General features: G+C 49.8%; 18 protein-coding genes and 1 tRNA gene. 14 read left to right on the forward strand and 5 right to left on the reverse strand.

All coding sequences use genetic code 11. The features are described from left to right. Positions 1-230: 230 nt before the first annotated feature. Positions 231-440 carry a hypothetical protein gene (locus H3T93_RS09110; protein ID WP_232348595.1) on the reverse strand — a complete coding sequence of 70 codons (210 nt, stop codon included), beginning with the start codon at positions 438-440 and terminating at the stop codon, positions 231-233. Between the two features lie 710 nt (positions 441-1,150). Between H3T93_RS09110 and H3T93_RS01290 the strand changes: the two genes are divergently transcribed. From H3T93_RS01290 to H3T93_RS01300, 3 genes are all read left to right on the forward strand, one after another. Beyond that, positions 1,151-1,270, forward strand: a complete 120-nt coding sequence (locus H3T93_RS01290; protein WP_232348631.1) for a hypothetical protein — start codon at positions 1,151-1,153, stop codon at positions 1,268-1,270. A 148-nt stretch (positions 1,271-1,418) separates the two neighbouring features. Next, entirely contained in the window at positions 1,419-2,045 is a 627-nt protein-coding gene (locus H3T93_RS01295) for a Panacea domain-containing protein (protein ID WP_144177298.1), read from the forward strand. A 1,535-nt stretch (positions 2,046-3,580) separates the two neighbouring features. Then, positions 3,581-4,558 (forward strand): hypothetical protein, encoded by a 978-nt coding sequence (locus H3T93_RS01300; protein WP_144177296.1) that lies wholly within the window; start codon positions 3,581-3,583, stop codon positions 4,556-4,558. Between the two features lie 950 nt (positions 4,559-5,508). Here H3T93_RS01300 and H3T93_RS01305 read toward each other — a convergent pair. Then, positions 5,509-5,880, reverse strand: a complete 372-nt coding sequence (locus H3T93_RS01305; protein WP_144177294.1) for a hypothetical protein — start codon at positions 5,878-5,880, stop codon at positions 5,509-5,511. Positions 5,881-6,230: 350 nt separating this feature from the next. Between H3T93_RS01305 and H3T93_RS01310 the strand changes: the two genes are divergently transcribed. The 3 genes from H3T93_RS01310 (at position 6,231) to H3T93_RS01320 (ending at position 10,974) form a co-directional block, all read left to right on the forward strand. Then, positions 6,231-6,366: transfer RNA gene (locus H3T93_RS01310), tRNA-OTHER, on the forward strand. Between the two features lie 136 nt (positions 6,367-6,502). Further along, a complete protein-coding gene (locus H3T93_RS01315; protein ID WP_144177292.1) occupies positions 6,503-6,817 on the forward strand; it encodes a hypothetical protein in 315 nt (104 codons plus the stop codon). A gap of 3,521 nt (positions 6,818-10,338) precedes the next feature. Beyond that, the gene (locus tag H3T93_RS01320; protein ID WP_144177289.1) at positions 10,339-10,974 is read left to right on the forward strand and encodes a helix-turn-helix domain-containing protein; all 636 of its coding nucleotides are present in this window, start codon (positions 10,339-10,341) and stop codon (positions 10,972-10,974) included. A 264-nt stretch (positions 10,975-11,238) separates the two neighbouring features. Here H3T93_RS01320 and H3T93_RS01325 read toward each other — a convergent pair whose 3' ends face one another. Both H3T93_RS01325 and H3T93_RS01330 read right to left on the reverse strand, forming a co-directional pair. Then, the gene (locus H3T93_RS01325; RefSeq protein ID WP_144177286.1) at positions 11,239-11,628 is read right to left on the reverse strand and encodes a hypothetical protein; all 390 of its coding nucleotides are present in this window, start codon (positions 11,626-11,628) and stop codon (positions 11,239-11,241) included. 1,668 nt (positions 11,629-13,296) lie between these two features. Next, positions 13,297-14,271, reverse strand: coding sequence for a helix-turn-helix domain-containing protein (locus H3T93_RS01330; RefSeq protein WP_144177284.1), 975 nt, complete (start codon positions 14,269-14,271; stop codon positions 13,297-13,299). Positions 14,272-14,446: 175 nt separating this feature from the next. On the opposite strand from H3T93_RS01330, the gene H3T93_RS01335 reads away from it, so the two are divergent. The 6 genes from H3T93_RS01335 (at position 14,447) to H3T93_RS01360 (ending at position 21,251) form a co-directional block, all read left to right on the forward strand. Continuing rightward, positions 14,447-16,465, forward strand: a complete 2,019-nt coding sequence (locus tag H3T93_RS01335) for an ABC transporter ATP-binding protein (RefSeq protein ID WP_144177283.1) — start codon at positions 14,447-14,449, stop codon at positions 16,463-16,465. Continuing rightward, the gene (locus H3T93_RS01340; protein WP_144177281.1) at positions 16,466-18,223 is read left to right on the forward strand and encodes an ABC transporter ATP-binding protein; all 1,758 of its coding nucleotides are present in this window, start codon (positions 16,466-16,468) and stop codon (positions 18,221-18,223) included. A gap of 238 nt (positions 18,224-18,461) precedes the next feature. Then, a complete protein-coding gene (locus H3T93_RS01345; RefSeq protein WP_144177279.1) occupies positions 18,462-18,662 on the forward strand; it encodes a hypothetical protein in 201 nt (66 codons plus the stop codon). Between the two features lie 3 nt (positions 18,663-18,665). Next, positions 18,666-18,815 carry a hypothetical protein gene (locus H3T93_RS01350; RefSeq protein ID WP_186363895.1) on the forward strand — a complete coding sequence of 50 codons (150 nt, stop codon included), beginning with the start codon at positions 18,666-18,668 and terminating at the stop codon, positions 18,813-18,815. Between the two features lie 734 nt (positions 18,816-19,549). Further along, a complete protein-coding gene (locus H3T93_RS01355; protein WP_144177277.1) occupies positions 19,550-20,464 on the forward strand; it encodes an ABC transporter ATP-binding protein in 915 nt (304 codons plus the stop codon). A gap of 31 nt (positions 20,465-20,495) precedes the next feature. After that, the gene (locus tag H3T93_RS01360) at positions 20,496-21,251 is read left to right on the forward strand and encodes an ABC transporter permease (RefSeq protein ID WP_144177275.1); all 756 of its coding nucleotides are present in this window, start codon (positions 20,496-20,498) and stop codon (positions 21,249-21,251) included. A 543-nt stretch (positions 21,252-21,794) separates the two neighbouring features. Here the strand turns inward: H3T93_RS01360 and H3T93_RS01365 are convergent. Then, positions 21,795-22,889, reverse strand: coding sequence for a LacI family DNA-binding transcriptional regulator (locus H3T93_RS01365; protein WP_144177273.1), 1,095 nt, complete (start codon positions 22,887-22,889; stop codon positions 21,795-21,797). A gap of 373 nt (positions 22,890-23,262) precedes the next feature. Here H3T93_RS01365 and H3T93_RS01370 point away from each other — a divergent pair, with 373 nt between their 5' ends. Together H3T93_RS01370 and H3T93_RS01375 are read left to right on the forward strand one after the other, a co-directional pair. Beyond that, positions 23,263-24,528 (forward strand): ABC transporter substrate-binding protein, encoded by a 1,266-nt coding sequence (locus H3T93_RS01370; RefSeq protein ID WP_144177271.1) that lies wholly within the window; start codon positions 23,263-23,265, stop codon positions 24,526-24,528. Between the two features lie 141 nt (positions 24,529-24,669). Then, positions 24,670-25,611: a carbohydrate ABC transporter permease gene (locus tag H3T93_RS01375; protein WP_198208426.1), complete on the forward strand. Its 942-nt coding sequence runs from the start codon at positions 24,670-24,672 to the stop codon at positions 25,609-25,611. Positions 25,612-25,802: the final 191 nt, after the last annotated feature.

Below are 25,802 nucleotides of genomic sequence, written 5' to 3' on the forward strand. Positions count from 1 at the left end.
TCTCCTTTTCTTGTGCCTGCAGTGACTGCCAGCAGGCTATCAGTTGTTCTGTACGGTGATCGTGCTTGTTTGGGATCAGCTCTGTGCTTTGCAGTGCATGTGGCTCGAATCGAGTAGGTGCTGGTAGTCGTTGATGATTTGGAAGGTGACGTCGAGTTCGTAGGCGATCTGGTAGGGATCGCCTTCGTACATGGCTTCGGCCGTCTGGTATTCGAGTGGGTTGATGAGTTTCAGGGCGGTTTCGCGTCGTGTCCGGCGTTCCAGTTGTGCGCCGTAGACCCCGGCCCTGGTGGCGTCGCGTGCTGCCAGTGGATGAGCTCGTGGACGAGGGTGCAGCGTTTCTGGCAGTAGATGAGCTGCATGTCGATGAGGATGGTCCTGGTGGCTTCATCGTAGAAGTCTGGCATGCCTGCCGGCAGGAGCACGCTACTGATGGTCACGTTGAGGGTGTCGGCGAAGCAGCGCATCCGCCTACACCATCGTCGACGTCAGACAGTCTAGGAGCCTTGGGTCCTTATCTGCCATAGCCGCCTTCCGCTTCCTTCTCCATCTGCTCAAGGTTGTCCAGTGGTTGATATGGCCAGCACCACCACGGTTGTGATTCGCGGCGAGTACAGCAACGACTCACAAAGGCACGCATTGCTGGGCAACAGATATGGCGAGGTCGTGGCTATGGTCAACGATTGGCTGAGAGGCAACTTCAGCGGTACAACGGAAGCGGCAAGTATGCGGTGCATCTCGCCGACTCCCCGGTGCTGTCTTTGGCAGAAGCTGGCCTGCCGTCGCCCGAACCAACGGCATCTAGTTGCTCACGTGATCCGTCCAAGCCGGCGTCTTGCAACTGGCAACGGCGGTGGAGGTGGCGGGCAGACTGTGACCTTGTAACGCAGGGACAAGCTCTCCGGCATCGCATCCAGACTCGGCATCCCCCACCAAAGCCAACTCCATGGCTAGCGGTCCGGCAACTTCAGCCGTATCTAAGCCGGAGAGACTCTCAGGTATTAAGAAGGTGATACATATGCTTACATATGATTCCTGAGAATGGCGGCAAGCCTTGCTGGCTGTCCGACAAGGCCTAGCAAGTGCTCAAATGTATGGCACTTGTAATCTGCCAGCCCTGGCGATCTTTACCAACACGACCGGCGCTGCCATGGGCTTGCCACATGTGACCGTGATCGTAACTACTATCAACGCTGTAGGCTTGCTGGTCGTAGCCTGCATCGGTGTTAGCCAGTACACGGTAGTCAGCAGAATGCAGCCGCCCTTTTAAAATATCCCCTCGCTCCAGAAGATTGGAGCGGTGGCAGTTTTTTCGTTTAAGGCTTTGGATAAAGTCAAGCGATGTCATTAGAGCGTGTGTAATATCAAACTGTATATTGGCGTGGTTTGTTTAGGTATGTGTAGGAAGGGTGCCTAAAATGGCTGCGAATGTCAATGATGCCGTCAGCAGCCCGGATGTTGCTGAGGTGGTAAGCAGTCTTGATGTCGCTGCCTGGTTTATTGAACTTGCCGTGGAGGAGCAGAGGCCGCTTACTCGCCTACCTCTTCAAAAGCTTGTTACCTTGGCGCAAAGCATGTATGGGTTTCAGACGTCAGATAAGATGTATGGTGAGAAAGTATTTGCTTTCAAATACGGGCCTGTCACCAAAGGTGTTAGAAAAGCTTATGGTGACACTGCCGATTCTCGCATTGACAAGCCTCGCACGGCGCTGAAAGTTCTCCCTGATGACAAAATGGATGCTGTGGCTGAGCTCTGGGGTTTATGCTCAGATGTGACGGGCAAGCTGGTGGAAGTGACCCATAAAGTAGGTCCATGGAAAGATTACTATGTCAAAGACGGCAGGTATGCAGAAATTCCTTGGGCTGAGTTTGTGTATGCGTGGCCAGCCTATGAAAACATGATCCTCACGCTAAAGAAGAATCGCCATCCTGATGTTGACAGAACTCCGGGCAATTTTATACTCCCCGAGTCCGGGTTCGGTAAGTATGACCAGCAGATATTGAAAGCCCAGCAGCATGCTTATGCTGCCCTATTGTCCAGGTAATTTCTATGAATGGCCCGCAACCGCATATTGTCACGCTTGATGTGAATATTTATCTGACGGTAGCGAGGAAGCTGGAGCCAGGGTTCACGGATAAGCAATTCATGTCTTGCGTGTCAGACGCTGGCCAGCACGATACTGATTATTTGCCTTGTTCCAAGGACTCATGGAACACCATATCCGGACGGTGGTCTTGTCGAGGTATGGACGGGGCAGCATATCGTCGAAACAGCATTATACAAAGCCGAGCTACCTTTGAATGGTGCTACGGCTGAAAAGTCTGGCCTAGGTTGGACAAAAGAGCAATCTCAATCGATTGCGAATCTGATCCTCGGCGTACAAACCTTTACGCATGGAGGATTCGTGATAAATGATGGGACTTATTTGCATCCTCCAATGGACTATGAAGACGGCTGTGTCATGCAATGCGCGAAAACGGCCCATTCGAGCTTGAATTTATGCCACCGGTATTGCATCACGAATGACTACGGGATGATCGATGCAGCAAGAAGGTCAACGCAGGTTAAAGTGATGTCTCCGAAGACATGGTGCATAAGAAGAAGGATGGTGGATGCAAAAGGGAAATTGGGCAACGCTTCCACCCTTATGAGAGCCATACATGACAGTCACTGACTGCAGCGCTTATCCACGTTTATTCAGAAGTTGTATTCGTATTGGTTCTCATCCCGTAACTTGGTCTTGTCATGTTGTTCGCTTCTTCCAGATATTGCGGGTTGCATGATTCATGATTGTTTTACTCGAGGTATTGGCTGAGGATGCTGGTGGCCTTGCCTGGGATCGCGTGGTGGTGCATGTCGTAGTTAGTGAGCATCTGCTTTGATCCTGCTGATCTCGGCTTACCATCCAGATATGGCGCATATTCTGTTGATGTCTTCCAAAATCGCCCATAGCTGTGCCGACTGTTTCCCCACTTTCGATGCCCTGAGTGAGAACCTCACCGTGCTCCTTTGCAAGCGGATCACTCGATTGTTGACTAAGAGCAGCGGGCCCGACAAGCAAGCATGAGTGTGAGCGCCTTGTGGTCAGCCACCAGCAGGTCAGAGCCGACCTAGTCGCTATCCGATATAGAGCTACCAAAGACCTTCTCTGGAAGATTGAGAATAAATACAGGATACTCTACTGATCTAGTTCAGTTGATTGATGGATTCGACATTTGGGCTTCGAAGTCAGTGGATTTAATGTGGAGACCCTACCGGTTAGCCCTGTTGAATTTAGGAAATAGGAATTTTGTTGAGAAAGTTGACGCAGACCGAATTCGTGGCTTTTGAGCAAGAATTAAGTATGGTACGTACCAGCTGACTTTGTGTTTAGAACCATCTAGATTTTTGTCCTACTATTTTGTCTTGTCTAGATACCGCAAGACTACGTTAACGTCATCGTGTTTATTTCTCTCAATGTTGGAACATGTTAACATCCTTTAGAGGCGCGGTGACTATTTAAGATGGGCCGTTGCTGTTCATCAGTGCTTTATTTTAGCGGGCTATTATTTTTACAGCTTGAAAAAGAAGGGGTTACAGATGTCAGGTCACAGCAGCGAAGAGCGTGTATACATTTTATCATCATTCTATGATTCGCTCAGTGAGCAGCTAAATCGTATAGATGGGAAGATACTGGAAGAAAAGAAAATAAGCAACTTGGAAGTGCTGGCTCTAACTGATGATACGCCTGAAGTACCCTCATCCGGTTGTATAGGAAGGTTCAAGCGCAAAATAGGAAGGTTCAAGCGCAAAATAAAAGATTATTTTATAGATTTTGGTAAAACAATTAAAGCTGCATACTGGGAAATCAGGAAAATCCCCAACATGTTGCGCAAAAACTGCTGTTTCTTGTGTGAGGTTTTATTAGGTATATTTGTGTTTATATTAGCTTTTACACAGCTAAACTTTTCTTTTTCGTTATTAACATTAAAAATGTCGTGGCGATGTCTCTTACTTATTGTGATAGCAGTTTGCATAGCATGTCTTATTATCGCGCCGTGGAGGTCTTTTTCTCCTAAGAGAAAGAGTACTTTTTCTTCTAAGGGAAGTAAATATACCATGACTGTTTTTTTCACGAAGGAAGTCGAAAATAAAGGATCTTCGTCCTTCGTTTTGGCACTTTCGGTTAAAGAGACTTATGAAAATGACGACGACAAGACGAAGAATGACCAACTTATGGTTGCAGTTGTTATAGATAATTTTACTGCTCGCAAGATGGGTACACATGGAATAGAAACAGCCGGCAGTTTACTCGTCCCGCTGAGTGACTGTATTAACAGCGTTAGCAGAAAGGAAAAAAAGATGAAGATAAATGCTTGTATACAATACCATGTTTCTTCTGACAAACTGGAGAAAAAATACTTCGAAACAATCAAAAAAAATTTAGATATAACTCCAGAACTCGTTAAAACTAACTGTTTTGGGCTTAAGACCTATACAGTAAAGTTAGAATTAGGGGCAGAAAGTCGAGCAAAAGCGATTGGTTCAGACCAAAAGCGTACATATAGAGGTATATGAATATAGCCTTATTGTGCTATTTCAAATTATGCACAACCGCTTTTCTCTCTATCTAGGTGCTTACTATTTTGGCTTATGTATAAACTGGTTTGAAGGTGTTAAATATCCAGCAACGTGGAATCCAGTAAGGTCACGATCTGAGCTTAGGCGCTGTAATCTGCTCCGGTCCTGGACTCTCATTTAACGGTTCGATCACTTTGTGTTGCTCTGCATCGTCGTTATGATGGTAGTTTCCACCATGGAATCGGAGAAATGTCAGATGATTTTCTTAATGAGCTGAGCGTCGACACCGGTGGAAGCCAGGAGGGTTACTGCGCTTTGCCTAGTCACCTGTACTGAGTGAGTTTCGGGGTGAGGTATTTGTGCCATCTCCAGCAGTCGGCGGAAGTCGGTTGTGTCCTGTTTGGAATTGAGAACAGACCCGTCTGGATTATGGAATATGAGATTGTATGGGTTCGACTGCTTATTTGTGGCTTTAAATGCTGCTGCAGCGCTTGAGCAAGAACGGGCACAATGGGGACTTTGCGTCCTGTCCTGCTCTTGGGGTGTGTAAGGCCACCAGCAGCCCGAGAAGCGGAGCATGTCAAACCCATCCGGGTCCACCATTTGCAGTCCGGGCAGTTGGCTCCTCGTTTCTTCCCACACGGCCAGCCGTTCGCACCCTTGATTCCGCACCCGTGGTCTGTCTGCAGCTTCTCCAGCTTCCAGTTGACCTCATAGTTGCCGACTATGGCCTTGTTTTCAAGGGAACCTGCTCCGTGACTTTTGATGGTGCCTATCTGCAGGTTGCCATCCGTTTTTGAGTATTCACTTTCCTTGTCGACTTCACGATTCTCGTATTATACGGTCCTTGCCTTGTATGGACGAAGGTACGGCTCGCGGGCACCTAGGATCTCCCTTGACGCATGCCAGTCAGCAGCTTGAACCACATGCGTGCTCTCACAGCCTTGTCAGGCATGGCTGCTGCGACGCGTAGCATCAATTTCATCTCGGGCACACTGAAGGTAGTTCTTTCTCGTCCGACTTCTCCTTATATTGTGCATCCTCTCTTTGAAGGATGGCAGCTTCTCGGCGGGGTTGGGAGATATGGTCCGATTTCTTTTCACATCCTCAAAAAAGAGTGAAGAGTCGATCTCAGCTGCTTTTTCAGGCTGATCCCAGCACTGTGCAATATCCGCTCCCTTCGGTCGTGGAACCTTGACGGTGGCCAATATGCGCGTAACGGTTGACGGCGTGAACTGGGTCATAGGCTTGTCCTGACAATCCGCCAGATGGTTCTGCAGGACGTTGGTGTAAATCCTGTATGTCTGGGGATCCATCATTTCCACCTTCTTGATTAGGAAGGCGGAGGAGTATGAGCTCAGCGCGGCTTTCTTGCCTACTTCAATACCATCGTTCTCCTTGAGCTCCCTGCACCAGGTGCGGACTTTTGGTGTGACAGCGCCATCAGTGTCTGCGGTGAGGTCTTCTTGCGTGGACTCCCATTAGGCAAGTAACCGATGTATATCTGCTGCTACCATCTCTGTTTACTTTTGACGATTAAATTGCCATCTTGTCGAAGCTCTTTCAGGTGGATGTGAATTTGTACGGCCTTGACTCGCCGTTTGCTCGTCGCCTCGCCATCATATTCCTATTTTGGGATATCTTTAGGACAGAATACTAACGGTCAGTAGTGTATCAGTAATGCCATAATTGTACTAAACAGCTGATATTCCGCCATTCTTGAGGAAACGTTTCTAACCCTAATCTTATAATAGAGCTGACTACGGATCAGCAAGTTGCAGGTTCGAATCCTGTCTGGCACACCACACTAGAGTTCTACAGCCACGAAAGCTGTGAGTGATTTCTTGTGTATATATTGCATATGGAATTCCAAAATGATTGTTATAGCAATCATATGGAATCGAACTCTTTTGATAATGTAAGTCAAGAATTCAATAAACTATGAAAACGGAAAATCTTGCGCTGGATACATCTTCTGTAATCAAGTTAGCTCAAGAAGTTAACAGGAAAATCACAACAACTGGAGTAATAAAATCAATTAGTAATATTGCTAATCGGAGTGAAGCCATCAGTAATTTTTATGCAAGTATAAGCCCAGACATATTGAGCAAATGGGTCTTCGATGATTCCGCACTTGATACACCCAGAGTAATGGTAAAGGCAATGAACAATATGTTGTCCTCAGATTTAGATGCATTCTCGGCTTTGTCGAGCTTAGCAAAAAAGCTCCGAAGTTCATTTGCTGTATCATTATAAAACTATTATATTGTTTTTTGGCTTTAGTCATGTCCTCAATTTATTTAAACACGTACAAATCTATTTGATGATGCAATTGGAAATGTATACCCGTCAAATATATTAGCAGTCACAAAAAGCGGATTTTGAACATATTATTGCAGTTGAATATGATGGCGGCATAGCTTTGTTTGATGTTCTGAGACCTCCTCTTGTAAGGAGGTTGATGAATGCAGATTCAACCGCAAAAAGGAAAAGCATATCGCCTCATGAATATATGCAAATTTTAGATGATTGTAGATCTTCGATTGATAAGGTAGCGAATAACACCTTCTTCAAAAAAGCAAAACTGAAATGTGGCATTTACATCTGTTGTCTGGAGTTGTAACAGTTTTAGCTGAGGGGAGCCTTGCGGCGGGTCAGGCCTTGTTGGCAGATGTATTAAGTAGCCTGCTTGCTGAACAACTTGACTTTTCATACAGAGACTACATGCATTATTGGAATGGAAGCAAAAAGTTAGATTCTCAGAAGTTAATAAAAGAACAAGACATGCGGACGATTTTGGCCTACTTGCCTGTCTGTTCAGCTTGGCAGCACTTCAATCGGAATTCCAGTTTGGTGCCTATGGAGTTTTCAAGACATGCGACAGCGCACCCTCTCACAAGAAGACAGTTTTCTAAAACAAACGCAACACAAGGACTGCTATGTGTAACTTTTTAATGGATTATTGTTTTAAATGGGACTTGCGGAAAAGCTGATTTAACTGGATAAGTTGCAGGATAACTATGAATCTTATTTATGTATTCGAAATTAAGAGATATCTGAGAATTTTCCTTTCATAGGATTTTGGACTCTTGATAATTAAATGCTCCGTTTTGTATTTTTAAATAAAATGTTGATAGTAATTGTTCGCTTCATATGCCTGATAAAATTGAAAAAATGAATTGTTGGCCAGTCTTCCGGTTCACGACCTTCTCATGTGCAAGTTGCGGATCTAATATCCTTCGCTCGATATATTACAGTTCTGACCCATGTCAAGTATGGCTTACAAGGTTTAGGCATTTTTACCCGTAGAGTACTTATTTGTCATGCAGGACCTTGGGTGGAGTGTTGTAGTTATCATAAAAGTATACATGTTTCATATTGCCCGTCGATTAGGACACTATATCCTTGCAGTAGATGCCAATGCGAGATTACTCTTATTTACAAGGCAATAGGCAACAACACTGTGGGAATCTCTAAGACAGCGGTCGCCTGTGTACTCATACACGTAGACAGGTGAATGATGGTATACGGTTGACTAGGAAGATGCCGGTGGGTGAACTTCATCAACTGTTCCCGCAAAGTCGACCTGAAGAGCCCAATTCCGTTTTTTCAAACGAATTCTTGCCTGCTTACGACTTGTAGTTTAGGTAAGGCCTCATAATCCTCAGTTTTCTTCTTGTAAGTTAGTGTCCCGTGAACGTTGTTGTATGTTAATTCTGGTAAATACATGTCCCGAAACTGTCAATCAGCGCTGCATGGTCTTGGTTATGCCAAAGACGAGGAGTTGGATACTTATGATTTTCAATGTGTAGGGGGAAGTGAACTATTTGCTCGCCTATGAGCAGTAAAATGTCGATTTTGGCCTGTAAGCTTGGAGTTAATAACTGGTCTTCCGCCAGTGTATTATTTCGACAGGTGCTCATTTTTTCATGATGGTTTCCTCGTGCCTTTCTTAGCTGCTGTGTCGGATGTCCGAGTGGTCATGGGGATGTTTTGGCGTACAGGTCTGACCTTTGCGCACCTGCCGTACCATGTTTGATGATGGGGTCGCCCGTAACGCCCGCGGCCGTAAGTAGCAAAGCCGTAACCCAACAGTCGGTGCGCTTTAGGTTCTGTATGAATGCGTTTGGCGCTAGTAAGGAGAAGGACGGCATCAACATGATTGAAAACGACGCTGCCCTCTCGAGCACGCCAAGGAGCAACCTTGTGTTTCTGCAGGTTCGTGGATAGTTGCGGTTGTGGATGTGATCCTAGTTCATCTTTGCTTATGTCTGACTTGGCTAGCGGATTGTTGCGCATTCGATGCAGGCATGGCACTGCAGCATACCATCGGCTCTTCAAGATTCGCCTTACGATACTATAGAACGCCAATGGTAAGAGGGGCTCGGCTTTATAGCGTTTACGAATAGCTGGTGGGGCGGGGGGAGTCAGACAACAGGTTTGATGCCTTTACTTCGTAGCTTTATGCACCTTCTTCGCGAGCGTTGCATGGGCGCAGATCGGATAGTCAGAAGTATTCAGATATCAGTCTATCGGTTGTTGCTAGTTACTGGTGTCAGAGGGATGACTGAGTCGCTTGTATCGTCTATTCTGCTGATCTCCGAAGTATAAACCGGTACGGGGCGCTGCTGCAACATCTGGTGCGGAAGTCCTTCCTTGGCTGGCATGGAATGACAATTGTTGCGGCCCAGCCTGTATTCAGCCGATTCTTGGCGTCGTTGATATCCTGTGTCCATGTTCGGTGATCTACTGATCGAAGGCATTGAGAACAGGGGAATATAGATACGCCAAGGGCTGGATACTCGGGATCCTATCTTGATATTTGGAGCGGGAAAAAGAGTTGGACGGTGTTGTTGTCCAGAATGCACAACCAGTTTTCTGAAGTGGTTGCCTGTGCTAAGTCGCTGTAAACCAAATCCGTGCCCTACAATTTTCTCGTGAGTCCAACTTTCAGGTGAGGACATTCCGTCGTATTCTGATGTGTTCAAGCATTTGGTCCAAGCGGTGAAACACGCTGTTACGCTGATTTTCGGCCCAATTAGTTTGTGCCAGTGAGATAGAAACAGGAACAGTGCAGGTCCCGGTCGAGGTTTCCGGGTGCAATGGTTTTGAGCATCTGGTTGTCTACTCTGAAGTAGCCGTTGATTCGCGTCTGCTCCTTAGTCAATTCATAGTGGTTCTGAGCTCACGTATTGTACTGTCTGTTGTCGGCATCACGGCGTTGTATATAAGCTACCCGCCCGGGCTGCCCTCCTTAGGCTCGCTTTGGCATATGGGCACCATTTCCAGGAGATGACCTTTGAGATTTATGACTATGACTATCTACGAACCGGATCCATCGAGTCTTGACGCAGAGGCCAGAGTCGATTTCCAAGAATAAAGCACATCCGCTGTCTTAATTCTCCGATGTTCTTCATGGATTATATGATGCATGACTGGATCTTTGCCCGCTGACTACACCTCTTCATCCTTGTATCGCGTAATGGCATGACGATACTCAAGGCTTTGTAATGAGCAATTGTAGACGAGTGTGGTTGGTATGGTGCTGATACCCGTCCGGGGTGTTTCCCCAACCTTGCATTTAGGTTGAATTATGCCGATAATCCTTGAAAAACAAGGGTGTCAAAGACTTTTGGCAGGGGAATTTTTGGTATGGAAGGGGGTGTGTTGATAGCGTGAGGGGATCGGGCTTGCGCATGCCTCGATGATGCAGGCACACAGTCGTCAACCAACAATCGGCCGGCGGACGATGGCCGGGGAAGGCGGGTGGCAAGGGTATGGAACTGGGCAGTCAGATTCGCCGGTATCGCTCGGAGCGGGGCATGTCCCAGGATGATCTTGCGGGAAAGATATTCGTGTCGACTATATCCAACTGGGAGAACGACAGTACCTACCCGGACGTGCAGAATCTGCTCCTCCTGTTCAACCTCTTCGATGTGACCATCGACCAGCTGATCAAAGGCGACCTCGACATCATGGATAAGAGCATTGATTCGGAAACCAAAAACGTTCGCCGACTGGGCTTGGTCTGTGGAATTTTCATGGTCTTCATATTTTTGACCCTTATTGTCGGGTTTGGTCTCTATGTGAAGTTGAATAAGTCAGATATGATTCTGTATGCCATGCTTGCCTTAGTTCTGATAACGGGCATTTTAGGTATCATAGCTACCACGTACGCCGAGCAGATTAAATCCCGTAATGATGTGCAGACCTATCGGGAGATCAAGGCCTTTCTGTCGGGCAATGAAGAGGACCGCAGAAACGAACCCGTTTTGAACGAAAGTGAGTCATATCAGGAAATCAATATTTCAGCAAGGCGTTCAAACCCCATCCGATTGTGGGGCCGGTCATCTTTTTCTTTGCGGCTTGTGCCTTTGGGTTCTCTCTGGGCGAAGGCATCATCTGGATTCTGATTCATGTCTTTGGCATGACCTGGCTCGCATAGGGAAAGCAGATCGCACCTTTGCAGCAGGACACGTCAACTCATATTTTGGGGTTGTCCATTGGGCCTATGGCTTCATGAGGAGGCTGTGCTTCGAACTGGTCCTTATGCCTGCTTCAACAGTGAAATCCTCTGCACTGAGACAAGATGGTAAAAATCCAATAGGACACATTGCTTACGCAGGGTTCTCCTCTGGACTCGTCTCCGCAGCATTGTGTGGTGCTGATAAGAGCCGCTACTTTTTTGTGCCGCTATCGAATTCGCGTAGGAGTTTGCTTGAGGCCGGGGTAGCCTTCACATAGTTTCCCGCACAGAATCTCAATATGGCAGTCGCTTGCCCCTTGACGTCCAGTGGAATGGGGAAGTATTCGATCAGGGCCTCGGCTGCCGTTTCTTCAGCCGACCGAGCACGGGTGAAACCGAAGGAATCAGAGCAGTGCCTTGGGCGCGCGATGTGCCAAATGACGCCTTGTGCTATGTCTGACTTTTGGGCAAATTGAAGTTTCAAGGCAAGTCGATCACCACTCAGCAGTTCATCTGTTTCGATTCGCTCGGCGAGATGGTCCGCCGCACACTGCAATTGGAACCGACGGTCATTGTCGGCTAGCCTGGATTTCTCCGTCATATCTTAAGTTATCGCCCAAGTTTATACTTGTCCGGTTCCGGTCTAGTTAAGAGGGACTTCTGAAAACTGGGTTTATGTGAGGCTCCGAAACGGCTTCCGCACACAAAGAGTTTTTGTATCGCCTGTAAAGGAGAATCAAAGCCTCTCGCCTTGAGCTCGTATCTGCCCCAAGTGGCTTCCGAATGATTGCGTTTCTGACAAGTATCTGAACTTGCCGTCCCCGTTTGGTGTTCTTAGCTAAAGTGCAAAATGTCTCCTAGGACTATAGGGCATTTGTCTTTACGCAAAATCGGCGGGATACGGCAATAATGAGCTTGACTCGGTGAAATTGTGTGAGGTGCGTCTGGTTTGCTCGTTGCTGTAGGGTGCTGGCGCATTGCATTTTCTGTCCACATTCTATGGAAAAGTTGAAACTCAACGATGGACTGCGAAGTGACCATGCCCGGTACCGTTTTGGAGTCTCATCGATATCTGCAACATGCTCTGCTTCAGGATCTTGGCTCGCCCGACGGAACGACGTTGCCACGGGTGGAGTGAGAGGACAACTGTTGCGGTCTGGCGTGCATCCAGGCGATTCTGGATGCCGAAGGACTTCCTGCATCCCTCTCGATACCTTGTTGGCTGAGGGGATTGAGGGCAGAGCCTACGATGCTGCCAAAGGGTGGATATTGCGGGGACTTCTTGAATTGGGACGTTCCTATGGCTTGGATGGTGAGGTTTTCCCTGAAGACCCAATCGGTTTTCTTGAGGGTTTACCTGTAGTCCACGTCGCTCCGATAATCTCAGTATCCTGCAATTTCCCCTAAATCCGAAAAACGAAAGGCGGCCACTTAGTCGTATTTCGTGGCACTCGAGTGTCGAGCACAAAAGGTGAAGTCTGTTGTTGTGATGATCCTTCGACCCTGGGAGCCGCTGTCGATGAAGTAGAGCGGATCAGATTTTGGTCAAGCTTCTCCGGTCGTGTACTCATACTGAAAAGCGCGAGAGTCTGGCAGGGGTTGCGTTCGGTTATCGTGGATAAACGCTAAGAAGCATATCTTGTTACTCGAGGACCCATTCAGTTTCTTTGACACTGCCAAGGTCTATCCGCATAGGAATTTTGAACGATACCTGGGCCATGCACTGAAAAAGTATGCGGAGCAGACGGAATCGCCGTTGCCACCAAATTATTCTTCACCTCGTCTGATCGCCCCAACTAGCGCGGGTATTGCCGTAAGCCTGTCATGCAGCAAATAGACTATAGCCTGGAGCGTCTGGGAATGTAATACGTAGACTTCTATATCAATCACCGCTGGGAATACTTCACATCATCGAAGAGAATACGGATGCTCTGAACGATCTGGTGAAAGCGAGAAAAGTAGCTACATGGGAGTGAGCGCCATGTACGTCTGAAAGTTCGAGAAATCACGATTCGTGGCTGCAAGCCGTGAATTGGCCCTTTCGCTTCGATGTAGAGCCATATGAACCTGATCTATATGTGAGGAGGAACTTGAGATGGTTCCCTTCTGCCAGGACGGGAACACCAATATCGCTTCATACAGCCCATCTGCCTGGAAGTCGAAACCGGAAAAGGGTCTCATCTAGTGGACCGTTCATAAAGTCTTAGTCGTCTGGTCTGCGACCGCCTACTTGACTTTCGCAACCGTGGACGTATCAATTGCAGCGAGCTTATTCGATACAGTTGCTCCCTTCGCGCCAGGCGATTGGGGCAACCCCGGTTTCTCTGGTGAAAGCCGCGCTGAATGAGCTGGGGCGCACGTATCCGACCTGCCTGCCAATCCAGGCAACGTCCTCCTTGGTGAACGAGAGAAGACGGCGGGCCCGGTCCATTCTTTGCTCTCTGATGTACCTGGCCAGACTTGTTCCGGTCTGACGCCTGAAGGCGAGGCATAAACGGGTGCGTCCCACATACAGGGATTGGGCTATCCGATCAATGGAGAGGTCGCCGTCCATGTGGGATTGGATGTGAGCTTTGACCTGTTGGACCAAGTCGCGGTCGTGTGACGGTTCGTGGCTCTGTACAAGGGCGGAGGAAGCCTGGGCCAGCATTGCCATGAGGAGGTCGATGTGTGCTTTTATGAGGAACTCCGTCTGGCCTGGCCTTCCGGGGGCAAACGTTGACAGGGCGGTTAAAGCGGACTGTGCAATATTGGATGGCCAGGGCCTGCCAAAGGCGTCAAAGAGTCCTCCGACCTGACCGGGCCATTGGTTTTCCAGCTCCATGAAATAGCCGGGCAGGATGCAGATGCTCCGGGTCCGAGAGCGAGAGCCTGCCGGTATGCGGTTGGTGACCGATCCCGCCTGCTGGATCAGGGAGACCATATTGCCTTTCTGCATGGTAAATGGCTGCACCCCATAAGGAACAGGGTTGGATACCGGGCTTTCATCCAGGGTCAGGCAGGCGTAGTCGGTCATGGCGTACTCACTGAAGCTCATCTCGCGCAGGAAGGTGATGTCGTGCCATATGACCAGGCAATAAGGACCCGCCAAATTGGCTTGGAACCTTCCTCGGCAAATGTCGCCATCCACCTGCCCTTCCAGTCCTCCTGATTGATAATGGAGTTCCATGCCGAGTTGCTCCACCTGGGGGCGATACAGGGTCTGTATCTCGCGGGATTCGGAGCGTATCGCGTGGTCTGTCATTGCTCACCTGGTTTCATCCTGCCGGCTTTGTGGCAATCTCGGCAGACTTTCGTTTTCGTTCGCAGCTTTTATGGATTTATTCGTCCCTTTGTGACGGTCTTCCGGGCATTGACTTCTCAGATTACGTTCGATGGCAGCGGACGACAAGAGTTTTGGATGAACCTGGAGGAAAGAGATGGCCACAGACCAGACGGATTCGGGTAGCAAGCCGGATTTTGCAGAAGGTAAAGCACAGGGCGGGGGAGGCCGACCTGGCCAGGAGAGGCCACCTGCACGCAGTTCCCTAATGCGGCTGCTCGATTTCGCTGGCTCTCGCAAGGTGTTCTCCTATCTCGGCTGTGGTCTGTCCGCGCTCTCCACGATTGCCGGCCTTGGACCTTACATCTGTATATGGCTGGCGGTGAAAGACCTCCTCGCCGTAGCGCCGAAGTGGTCCCAGGCCACGGGAATCGCCACATACGGATGGGTTGGATTGGGGTTTGCGGTGGCATCCGTCATTCTGTACTGTGCAGGACTGTTGATGGCGCATCTGGCAGCTTTCCGGAGTGCCTCCAACATGCGTAAAGAGGCCATGAGCCACCTGATGAGCCTGCCCATGGGGTATTTTGACCTCCACGCTTCAGGCGAGTTGCGTCGCACGATTGATGGCTCGGCCGGCGATACCGAGAATCTGCTTGCCCATATCCTCCCTGATGCAGCCGGCTCCTTCGCCATGATTCTTGGTATGCCGATATTGATGCTGGCTTTCGACTGGCGTATGGGCCTGGCCTGTCTCTTCCCCATCCTGATCGCCCTGGTCTGCATCCGTGTCATGATGAACGATCAGGGACAGTCCTTTGTGAAGAAGTACCAGGATGCCCTGGTGCGAATGTCCAAGACCGGAACCGAATATGTCCGTGGCATTCCTGTAGTCAAGGTCTTCCAGCAGACGGTCTATTCCTTCAAGGCCTTCCACGAGGCCATCGAGCACTACAGCCGAATAGCCAGGAACTATGCCATGCAAATCTGCCACCTGCCACAGACCATTCAGATGACGGCCCTGAACGGGACTGTAATTTTCCTTGTTCCTGTAGCCATCCTGCTGGCTTCGGGGCATGGTGACTTCACCTCTTTCCTGACTGATTTCGCCTTCTACGCCGTCTTCTCGGGCATGGTTCCCACAGCCATGACCCGTCTGCAGTTCTCCAATGAGTCCTTCAGCAAGGCCGACGATGCCTTGAACAGAATCACCGGCGTGCTCAGCATCGATCCCCTGACGGTAGTTGCCGAACCGGAACACCCGAAGTCGGCGGATGCATCCATGGAACAGGTGTCCTATAGCTATCCAGGTGCCAATCGTCCGGCACTCGATCGGATTGACTTCAAGGTGCCGGAGGGCGCAATGGTGGCTCTGGTTGGTCCCTCGGGAGGAGGAAAATCGACCTGTGCCAGTCTGGTGCCGCGTTTCTGGGATGTGGATTCGGGCAGGGTCGCTTTGGGTGGCATTGATGTCAGATCCATGGATCCCCACGATCTGATGGGGCAGGTCGCCTTCGTTTTCCAGGCCAACAGGCTCTTTTCGACGACCCTGCTCGAAAACGTCCGCGCAGCCAGGCCAGAAGCGACTCCCGAGCAGGTACTGGACGCATTGAGGGCGGCTCAGTGCGTGGACATTGTCGACAAGCTTCCCAATGGGCTGGATACCGTGCTCGGTTCGGGTGGAACCTATCTTTCCGGGGGAGAGGTCCAACGCGTGGCTCTGGCCAGGGCAATCCTCAAAAAGTCTCCCATTGTGGTTCTGGATGAGGCGACTGCTTTTGCCGATCCTGAGAACGAGGTCCTGATACAGAAGGCGCTGACCAAACTGACCCAGGCTGAAGGGGGCCGACGGCGAACCGTTCTTATGATTGCCCACCGCCTGTCGACTGTGGCCCACGTCGATCGAATTCTGGTGCTGGACGGGGGCCGTCTGGTTGAGCAGGGTACACATCGCCAGCTTCTTGATGCGCAGGGTACCTATGCCCGTCTCTGGTCTGATTACAAGCGGGCGGTTTCATGGAAGGTCAACAACTCTTCGAAGGCTGCCGGCAAAGCGGATCACAACCTCGCTGGCTCCACTGTGGGTGAGGAGTACGCCGCTTCCGGTGCCGGGCCATACGCTGCGGACTCGTCGACTGGTGATTCCGACATTCAGAGGGAAGGAGGTGAGGCATAAGTGCTCGCCTCATTCAAGAAGAAGTACGCCCTGTCCGATCAGGGCGTGAGAATCGTGGTTCTGGGAACGTTGTGGACTACACTGACCAATCTGATCATCATGGCGGGAACGGCCTCTCTTCTGCTGGTCATGAACGCTTTTGTCGGACACCTGACAGCGGGGGCGCCCCTGCCGGAGATCTTGCCCTATCTAGCTGGTCTCCTGGTCTTTGCCCTCATTCTCTTCGGCTCCTCCTGGTTCCAGTACAGTTACTCCTACGGTGCGGTCTTCAGCCAGACCGGAACTCAGCGGATCAACTTGGCCGAGAGACTGCGCAAACTGCCACTCTCATTTTTTGGGCGGCGTGACCTAGCTGATCTGACCGATACCATTCTGGGTGACGTGGCCACCATGGAACATGCCTATGCCCATGCCTTGAGCCAGCTCTACGGAGCGGTCGTCTCATCCGTCCTGATATTCCTGTCGCTTCTGCCTATCAATTGGGCTCTTGACCTGGCTGCCTTCTGGAGTGTACCGGTGGCCTTCGCTATCATCTTTGCCACTCGACGATTTGTTGAAGCCTCGTCACGGCGCACGAGGCAGGCCCAGGTGCGGGTCAGTGACGGCATTCAGGAGGCGCTTGACTGCGTTCGGGAGATTCATGCCACCAACCAGGAAGACAGGTATCTGGACAGGCTCTTCTCGACCATTGACAACACCGAAGCCACTACAGTCCGAACCGAGATGACCAATGGTCTTATAATGAACTCCGCCATGGTGGTTTTGAGGTTGGGTGTGGCAACGACCTTCCTGGTGGCTGCCGGATTGATTATCCAGGGCAGGATCAACTTCATGGTCATGTTCCTATTCCTCCTGATGGTCTCACGGATCTACTCGCCCTTTGATCAGGCGCTGATGCTGGTTTCGGAGCTCTTCCAATCCCAAGGCTCGGCCCGGCGGATCCGCTCCATCACCGAGGAACCTGTAGCCGGGGGTAGTACGGAATTCCATCCCGATGGGCACGATATCGTCTTCGACCACGTTGCCTTCTCCTATCCCGGTCTTGCGGGTAAGGCGGCAGGTGAGCCGGTTCTTGAGGATGTCGGCTTCACTGCCAAGGAGGGGGAGATTACGGCCCTGGTTGGTCCTTCGGGGTCCGGTAAATCGACCTGCGCCCGCCTTGCGGCTCGCTTCTGGGATGCCGCTTCAGGTTCCATTACCGTAGGAGGGGTGGATGTGAGCCAAGTGGATTCGGAGGTTCTCCTGCGAGACTATGCCGTGGTTTTTCAGGACGTGATGCTCTTTGATGACACGGTCTTGGGCAATATTCGGATGGGTCGGAGCGGTGCCAGTGACGAGGAGGTGTTGGCTGCAGCCAGCGCTGCCAACTGCGACCAGTTCGTCTTGCGCCTGCCACAGGGGTATGAGACGATGATTGGTGAAAACGGCTCCAGGCTTTCCGGGGGCGAGCGGCAACGAATCTCCATTGCCAGAGCCATCCTCAAGAATGCCCCGATTGTTTTGCTCGACGAGGCTACCGCCTCCCTGGATGTGGAGAACGAGACGCAGGTGCAGGAAGCCCTGTCACAATTACTGGTGGGGAAGACCGTCATGGTCATCGCCCACCGGATGCGCACTGTCGAGCAGGCCGACAAGATTGTCGTTCTTGACCATGGGCATGTGGTCGAGCAGGGTTCTCCCCAGGAGCTTATGTCCGCAGATGGTGAGTTTGCGCGGATGGTTCGCTTGCAGGGGGAGAGCGCAGGATGGTCCTTATAGAACGAGCTTGAATCGGCTGCATGGAGGAGCCAGGAAATCAGGTCCGTTCTGCAGGAATCAAGGCTCATCAGGTCCTTGAGCATCGCGGGCAACATCAAGCTGTACCTGCTCTAGGCAGGGACGCCAGGCAAGGTGCATTCGGGAAGATTCGGCCAGGTGGTGGACTCTCTGGGCATTGGGTCTATACTTGGCAAAACCGCTTAAATGCTCCGGTGGGAGAAAAGCAGGAACAGTTTTCGTGCGGGCCGTCATTATGAATTCCGAGGCTGTTCTTGCTGATGAGCCCGCTGCCGCTCTCGATTCAGCGAACAGGTCGAGGATCATCACTCTGCTCTTTGGCCTGAACCAAGATTCGGGATCCACAATCGTCACCGTTATGCATGACGCCTCACTGGCTGACCAGCATGATCGAATCATCAAACTTCAACGAAAGGCCTAGAACATGGGTTTCTGGATTATGGTATTCGCGGCTTTGCTCGGCTTGGCACTGATTGTTCGGGGATTTGTATTGGGCAAGAAAGACAAGCGCTGGTTCGCGATGTGCATATTGGGCGCAGCAATCCTGGCTTTCGCCGTTTGGCTTGCTATATGAGCACCCGGTGAAACAATGCCGACCGCCAGCATCGGGTGAGTATAAGTACAAATCGCTGTCAGGTAGGACTGAGTGTGCCCAGTATGTGGCTGGACATACTGCGCATGGGGGGAAACCTGATAGGTTCAAGCAACTTGTAGTTCTGCTTTGGGTGCTTCGTGGGAGGGATCGATCCTTCCCAGTATAAAAAGAGTCTGACAGGGCCTCTTCCATCTGTAGAAGTCGGATAAGGGTTCTCGTTGCGGTAAAAGCAACGCCCAACAACCTGCGAGACGCATTGTTTCCGCTCGGGGAACTCCGGCATTTGAGATTCAGGCATTTGAGCAAATCGCTTGCTGAAGCCATGAATGAGGAAACCAGGTTCTAGGAGATAGTTTTTTGTTTTGCCAGAGAGGCTGCAGAGGGGGGGGGGCTGCAGATGTCTTATTAGGAGAACCGCAGAGATTCCGTATTGCCGATGGCTGATCGAATTAATAAGTGAGTTCTTTCTTCTTTCTATGAACGTGTGGCAGATACTCATGGCTCACTTGATTCGCCAATGAGTAGAGTTGTATGTTTCTCTTTAGTTTGTAGACAGGTGCTTGAGCATTCGGTCCTAACAGCCAGTGGTTCTGATGCCGATATATTTCAATCACCATTGGTGGTAATCTTTTCAAAGAGTGTCTGGCAGGTTTGGCCGCTCAATGCAATGAAACTTTAACGAACCGCTGTACCTACCATAAAGGGTGGCACCAATGAATGCTGCTATAGAACTTGGCAATCTAGTTAAAGAGTATGAAACGCCAGCAGGGGTTATCAAGGCCCTGGATCACCTCGATTTAACCGTCCCTGAAGGGGGCATCTTTGGTCTGCTGGGCCCTAACGGTGCTGGAAAATCAACAACGCTCGAAATAGCTGTCGGCTTGAGAAAACCGTCTTCCGGAACTGTCAACATATTCGGCAGGAATCCGCAGACCGACTCGCAGTGGATTCATCAGAGGGTGAGTATTCAACCACAGGAGTCCACTGTCTTTCCCCAGGAAAGAGTGGGGGAGATACTGTCATTTTGGGCCAGTCTTTATGATCACCCGCGCGACGTGGACAAGGTCGCGAAATGGATGGGCTTGGACGAATTGCTGCTCCGCAAGGTGGCGAAATTATCAGGTGGACAAAAACAGCGTCTGAACGTTGGTTTATCCATCATCGGACGGACGAAACTAGCCATACTTGACGAACCTTCCACTGGTCTTGACGTAATGGCTCGAGACGACCTTTGGAAGGTGCTTCGTTTTTTGGCCGAAGAAGGTACGACGATTGTCTTATCGACACATGATTTAGATGAGGCGAGGGTACTGTGCCAAGAAGTTGCGGTGATAGATCATGGTCGGTCTGTAGCCCAAGGCAGCCCAGAGGAACTCATAAGGAAGCATGCCGAGGGGACGCTGATATCCTGCCGAGTAAGTCCGGATGGAATATCGGACCTTGTGAGCATGCTTCGGACTTTTGGCGAACCGGAAGTCGTTGATAAGACAACCATCTCAATACGTACCGACGATACGGATCCTGTTATTGCTGTGCTGTCGAGCAATCCTGCGGTTTCCCAATTACGTATGAACGAACCAAGCCTTCATGACGCCTTCGTGAAGTTGACCGGGCATGATTTTGAATAGTTGATGATACTCATTTTTGATAGGACTCCAGATGACACAAAAACGGGACCTTCGCCCCTTGTTGGCGCTACAGACTCGTGAACTAATCAGGAACACTTCATACTTTATTTTTGTCATAATTTTCCCTTTTGCCATGGCTGGTATGTTCCTTCTCATGTCCGAGATGATGAAAGGGCAGGCTGATGCTCCGGACTTCAGCCCCTTTGTCATGCCCATGGCCCTCTTTCTGGCAGTGACCGGTACAGCTTTGACAATGACTGCAGGCCCTTTGGCCGAGGTCAGGCAATCAGGAGCTCTTCGGGTACTTTCAACTACGCCCATCCGCAAAGCTGACTATTTGATGACGTATCTGGTTGTAAGGTTCATTATGGCGACCGTGCAGATCATTGCCATAGTCGGCGCTTCAGTATTGCTTAATCTGCTTCCGCTCAGGGATGTTGGTCGAGTTTTTGTCGTGTCCTTATTGGGCCTGGTCATGTTCCTTGCTCTGGGTTATTTAATGGGCGGGTGTCTTTCCTCATCGCAGTTGGCAACCAACCTGGGAACTCTCGTGCAATTGTTGGCTTTGTTCCTCAGCGGTCTGGCCATACCCTTCGCCATCCTTCCAGATTGGTTGACGAATGTTATCAGATGGATTCCTTCGACTCTATTTGGAGATCTTATTTTCTGGGCGTCAAAAAATCCTCTGCAACAAACGGGCGCTATGCTTTCAACCTCCATCGTGCTTGCAGTTACTGTATTGCTTGTGTTTTTGGCGGTTCGTAGTTTCAAATGGGATGTGGAGTGAATTTAGAACACCGATTCTTACTAATATTAAGAGAGTACAGGAAAGTTGAACCGTTGAATACAAAACATAAGTTAATTATGGCACTAGTCAATAAGAGAGTTTGAGGGTTGAGCTAGGCTTCTTTTCTCAATTACTGTCATGTCTGGGATTATCGGCACATACTCAGTGGAACCGATTCAGCCTGTTTATATTTCTGCCGATGGTCAACGGCATCATCTGTTTCAGGAGGATTGTTCAGATGGACCGATCCCCGTCATTTGAGCCGAGGTTGTTTCATTTGACCATTCATACTATCGGCAAGGTTTCTTAATCTTCGGTTCTTTTCCTGTGAAGCACTGTACTGCGACTGTCGGTCGTGTGCTGCTATCCCGCTGGCAGTATTGTCATGAAAGTTTCTTTTAGCGGGACAGATACTTGGTCATGCCGAAGACATGGCATGACCTGCATTTGGTCTGTTTCGGATGTCTATTGTTTAATAGTCCTCCTGTCTGTCGCGACTATGGTCACCAATGGAACACGTATATCATCGTCGTTTCGGATTTTTTAGAGGGACTTCGTCGATTCACGTTGCAACAGTTGATAGTGGGCGGTAAGTCTTTGGGGTTGTTGCCTGGTTTTGGTTTGAGTCTTCCCGGAGGCTTCGTCTAGGCGCATCACCAGGGTGTCAACAGCCTGCCGGGCCATATCGTTGAAGTCGAAGGCCACAGTACTCAGACTGGGAGCGATGAAGGCTCCCTGGGAGATACCGTCGAAGCCAATAACGGATACTTGATCCGGAATGCTGATATTCCGATCGATTAACGCTCTGATGACGCCAAGCGCCGCAGCATCGTTGATGCAGACCACAGCGTCAAAGCTTACCTGATTGCCGTATTGGTTCCTTGGTGAATGTTCGTAATTGGAGGCGAGATCATAGTCGATATAATCCAGCATGGTTTGGCGGCTGGTGCCGGGGCTCCAATCCGGAGGGTTGATGAACTGTTGAGGTCCTGGTTTCATGCCGTGGTTTGCCAGTGAGGATTCATAGCCGGCGACTCGGGTCGTGGCTGAATTCAGCGGATTTACGCATTCGGTTAAAGGTATATAGGGCATGCCAAAAAAAACAGGATTTCGGCAGCCAGAGGCAAATAGATAATCGGTGGCTTCGCGCATGGCTCTTTTGCCTGGGGTTTGTAGAACATCATATTCGGGATTTTCATCTTGAGCGGAAAGAAGTAAAGCGGGTTTGCCGTGTAATTGCGCCTTGATCTGCCGGCTTGTCAATTTACTGGGGCTGAAAATGACTGCATCGCAGAAAGCACTGATTACATGTTCCAGAATTGTTGTTTCGCTCTCACGACGGTAGAGGGTTTGTTGGATGACTGTTTGTAGCCCCTTGCCCAAGGCATATTCTGAAATAGCGTCAGCAAGCTGGCTGACGTATGGATTGGCAATTTCCTGGACGACCAAGCCGATAGCCCCACTTTTACCAGACTTGAGGTTTCTGGCGGAAAGGTTAACGGCGTAGTCGAGTTCTTGTGCCGCTGCCATGACTCGTGAACGTGTGGCCTCGGAAATCATAGGGTCCCCGTTCAAGGCATAGGATACTGTGGCCTGTGATACACCCGCCAAAGCGGCGACATCACGCATTGTGACCATGAATTCTACCTTCGTCTTTCTTCTGTTTATGCTGTCGATGCCGAACCATAGGAAATTGATTGCCGTCTCCAACCAACGAACAATGCAGCTGAATCCATTAATCTAAGAATTCATTGCATATAGCTCATTACCTATCGTTCTTCTGACTTCAATCATGCTATGACTTCTTCAGCTTATATAAGCAGGCTATGGCAAATCAACATCATATTTGACACGTATAAGTTATGCGCGTTATATTGTTACTGGCGATTAGCTGATTCGATTCAGTAAGCATCTCTGCTGAGTCGAAATCCTGTCGGATGGTTGGTGCGTTGAAGCCCAGACATCCGGCAATATATGAGAATCAAGGATTCCTTGAACCAAGGAGGTTTCAATGAGGTCCTGGAAGAAGAAAGGCCTGACCGCGATCCTGGCGGTACTTGCTTCAGTGTCCATGGTGTCTTCACTGGCGGCTTGTGGGGGCAGTAATGGCGCCAGCAAGGATGAATTGGTCCTAACGATCTGGGGTGGTGATATCGACAAACGCGTCATGCAGAAACGCCTGAGCCTGGCTAAGAAGAAATATCCCAATATTTCCGTCAAACTTCAGTATATAGCCAAGGATTACGATACCAAGATCCAGACTATGTTTTCAGGAGGAACACCACCCGATATTTTGGAAATGGCTGATAATATCAACGCGTACTCCAGTCGTGGTCAGCTAGCCGATTTGACATCAGATTTCCCGAACGTCGCTCGAGACTATGGCAAAACCAATCAGAAGATCTATACATATAAAGGCAAGCTGTATGGGGCTCCTGACAGGGCGGCACCAGCGGTGATCTTCTATAATAAGGACATTTTCGATGCTGCTGGTGTGGAATACCCCAGCGAAAAGTGGGATTGGAATACCTTCTTGACCAACGCCCAGAAATTGGTCAAGCGTGAGAATGGCAAGACCACTCAGTGGGCCTACTGCGAAGGTGATTGGTGGGCCTGGTATATGACCTGGATCTATCAAAACGGCGGCCGTATTCTCGACAAAGATGGCAAGCCGGTGGTGAATTCGCCTGAGAATGTTGAAGCCATGCAGTTCTATCAAGATCTCATGTACAAGTATGAGGTCATTCCCAAGCCGCAGGAGATCACGGATTCAGGCGCTGACCCCCTGTTCGCACAAGGTAAGACAGCCATGAATGTGACTGGTTTCTGGGACATCTCCTCACTTAAGGATGCCAAATTCAACTGGGGAGTTGCACCTCTGTGGCATGGCAAGAAGACTGCTGTACCCATGTTCTTCAACGCCCTTACGGTCTCTTCTCAGAGCAAGCATAAGGATGATGCAATCAAGATTGTGAAATATCTGACCTCGAAAGAGGGGCAGCGGCCTATCGCCGAGAGCGGGCTCGACATGCCAGCGAACCTTGCTGCGGCCAAGGACAAGTCCTTTACCCAGGCATCTTGGAATAAGAATGGATTGGATCTGACTGCTTTCACCAGATCTACCTCGATGACCTATGCTCCGCCGTTGACGCCAGAATGGTCACAGATCACCAAAGCCATGTCCGATGGTATGTCCCAAACCTGGAACGGCAAGCAGGATGTCAAAACTGGCTTGGATAAAGCTCAGAAGACATTGGAGCAGGCTCTGAACAAGTAGCAGGGTCAGTCCAGTTCCAGGCAGCTGGCGGATCCGGCGCATAATGGCCGGATCCGCAGCGCCTTTTTACCCGCAGTGCTCTGTTGCGCCAAGTCAGATGCGCCTGCCGTCGTGTTTTTACATCGTCAAGAGGTGATTTGTATGAGTATATCCGCATCCATAGGTCGTCGTCATCGTGGTTCGCGTCGAGGAATGAAACGGAGCACTAGGGAGACCCTGTTCTTTTACGTATGTATATCTCCGTGGATTATCGGCTTTGTAGTTTTCACTGCGGTGCCTATGTTTTCTTCGCTGTATCTGTCGTTTACCGATTGGGATTCATTTCAGAAACCCAACTGGGTGGGTCTTGGCAACTATGCCAAGGCTCTTACTGCTGATCCTCTTTTTTGGAAAGTGCTCAGAAACACTTTCTATTACGCTATAGTCTCTGTACCTGTCTCCCTGCTCATCGCCCTGTACTTGTCCAATCTGCTTTCTCATGACTTTCGTGGTAAACGCATTTACCGCACCATCATTTATCTGCCTTCATTGGTGCCGCTTGTGGCAGCAGGATTGATTTTTAAATGGTTGCTCAAGCCTGAAGATGGACCAGTCAATGCCTTGCTGGGCCTGTTCGGCATCAAAGGTCCTGCCTGGCTGTTGGATGCAAACTGGGTTATTCCTGCCATAATCCTTCTGTCCATCTGGCAGGTTGGAGGGGGAACGATCTTGCTTATTTCGGCCATTAATGGCGTGCCAAAAGAACTGTACGAAGCGGCTGAAATTGATGGGGCAGGTCACTACAGATTGTTTTGGAGCATAACGTTCCCAATGATCACACCTATTTTATTCTTCAATCTGGTCACAGGGATCATCGGCGCTTTCCAGGTCTTTGACCAGGTTTACATCCTGACCCAGGGTGGTCCAGACAATGCCAGCCAGATGATGGTGCCTTATATCTATACGTCCGCGTTCAAGGATTTTCATATGGGTTATGCATCAGCCCTGGCTTGGATACTCTTTGTCATCATCATGGTAATTTCGGCAGCGGTGCTTAAGTCCTCGGATGCCTGGGTGTTTTATGAGTCGGAGGTAAAGAAGTGAATACCCGTTCTGATTTTGGCGGCAAGGCCAGGCGTTACGCCATTCTCACCGTAGTCTCCGCTATCCTTTGTGCCCCACTGGTCTTCGTCGTATCCATTGCTTTAAGCTCGGATGCAACGACTAAGGCTATGAAGTTTACTTTTCTGCCAGGGGAATGGCACTGGGAGAATTTCATCCGAGTCTTCAGCTCT

Source organism: Bifidobacterium sp. M0404, assembly GCF_016101415.1.
Lineage (GTDB): Bacteria > Actinomycetota > Actinomycetes > Actinomycetales > Bifidobacteriaceae > Bombiscardovia > Bombiscardovia polysaccharolytica.

Excerpts from the sequence above, each read along its gene's own strand:
- H3T93_RS01300 (WP_144177296.1), top strand. The coding sequence starts at position 3,581 with ATGTCAGGTCACAGCAGCGAAGAGCGTGTATACATTTTATCATCATTC.
- H3T93_RS01360 (WP_144177275.1), top strand. The coding sequence starts at position 20,496 with ATGACACAAAAACGGGACCTTCGCCCCTTGTTGGCGCTACAGACTCGT.
- H3T93_RS01355 (WP_144177277.1), top strand. The coding sequence starts at position 19,550 with ATGAATGCTGCTATAGAACTTGGCAATCTAGTTAAAGAGTATGAAACG.
- H3T93_RS01325 (WP_144177286.1), bottom strand. The coding sequence starts at position 11,628 with ATGACGGAGAAATCCAGGCTAGCCGACAATGACCGTCGGTTCCAATTG.
- H3T93_RS01295 (WP_144177298.1), top strand. The coding sequence starts at position 1,419 with ATGGCTGCGAATGTCAATGATGCCGTCAGCAGCCCGGATGTTGCTGAG.
- H3T93_RS01335 (WP_144177283.1), top strand. The coding sequence starts at position 14,447 with ATGGCCACAGACCAGACGGATTCGGGTAGCAAGCCGGATTTTGCAGAA.
- H3T93_RS01370 (WP_144177271.1), top strand. The coding sequence starts at position 23,263 with ATGAGGTCCTGGAAGAAGAAAGGCCTGACCGCGATCCTGGCGGTACTT.
- H3T93_RS01330 (WP_144177284.1), bottom strand. The coding sequence starts at position 14,271 with ATGACAGACCACGCGATACGCTCCGAATCCCGCGAGATACAGACCCTG.
- H3T93_RS01315 (WP_144177292.1), top strand. The coding sequence starts at position 6,503 with ATGAAAACGGAAAATCTTGCGCTGGATACATCTTCTGTAATCAAGTTA.
- H3T93_RS01350 (WP_186363895.1), top strand. The coding sequence starts at position 18,666 with ATGGGTTTCTGGATTATGGTATTCGCGGCTTTGCTCGGCTTGGCACTG.
- H3T93_RS01365 (WP_144177273.1), bottom strand. The coding sequence starts at position 22,889 with ATGGTCACAATGCGTGATGTCGCCGCTTTGGCGGGTGTATCACAGGCC.
- H3T93_RS01305 (WP_144177294.1), bottom strand. The coding sequence starts at position 5,880 with ATGATGGATCCCCAGACATACAGGATTTACACCAACGTCCTGCAGAAC.
- H3T93_RS01375 (WP_198208426.1), top strand. The coding sequence starts at position 24,670 with ATGAGTATATCCGCATCCATAGGTCGTCGTCATCGTGGTTCGCGTCGA.
- H3T93_RS01320 (WP_144177289.1), top strand. The coding sequence starts at position 10,339 with ATGGAACTGGGCAGTCAGATTCGCCGGTATCGCTCGGAGCGGGGCATG.
- H3T93_RS01290 (WP_232348631.1), top strand. The coding sequence starts at position 1,151 with ATGGGCTTGCCACATGTGACCGTGATCGTAACTACTATCAACGCTGTA.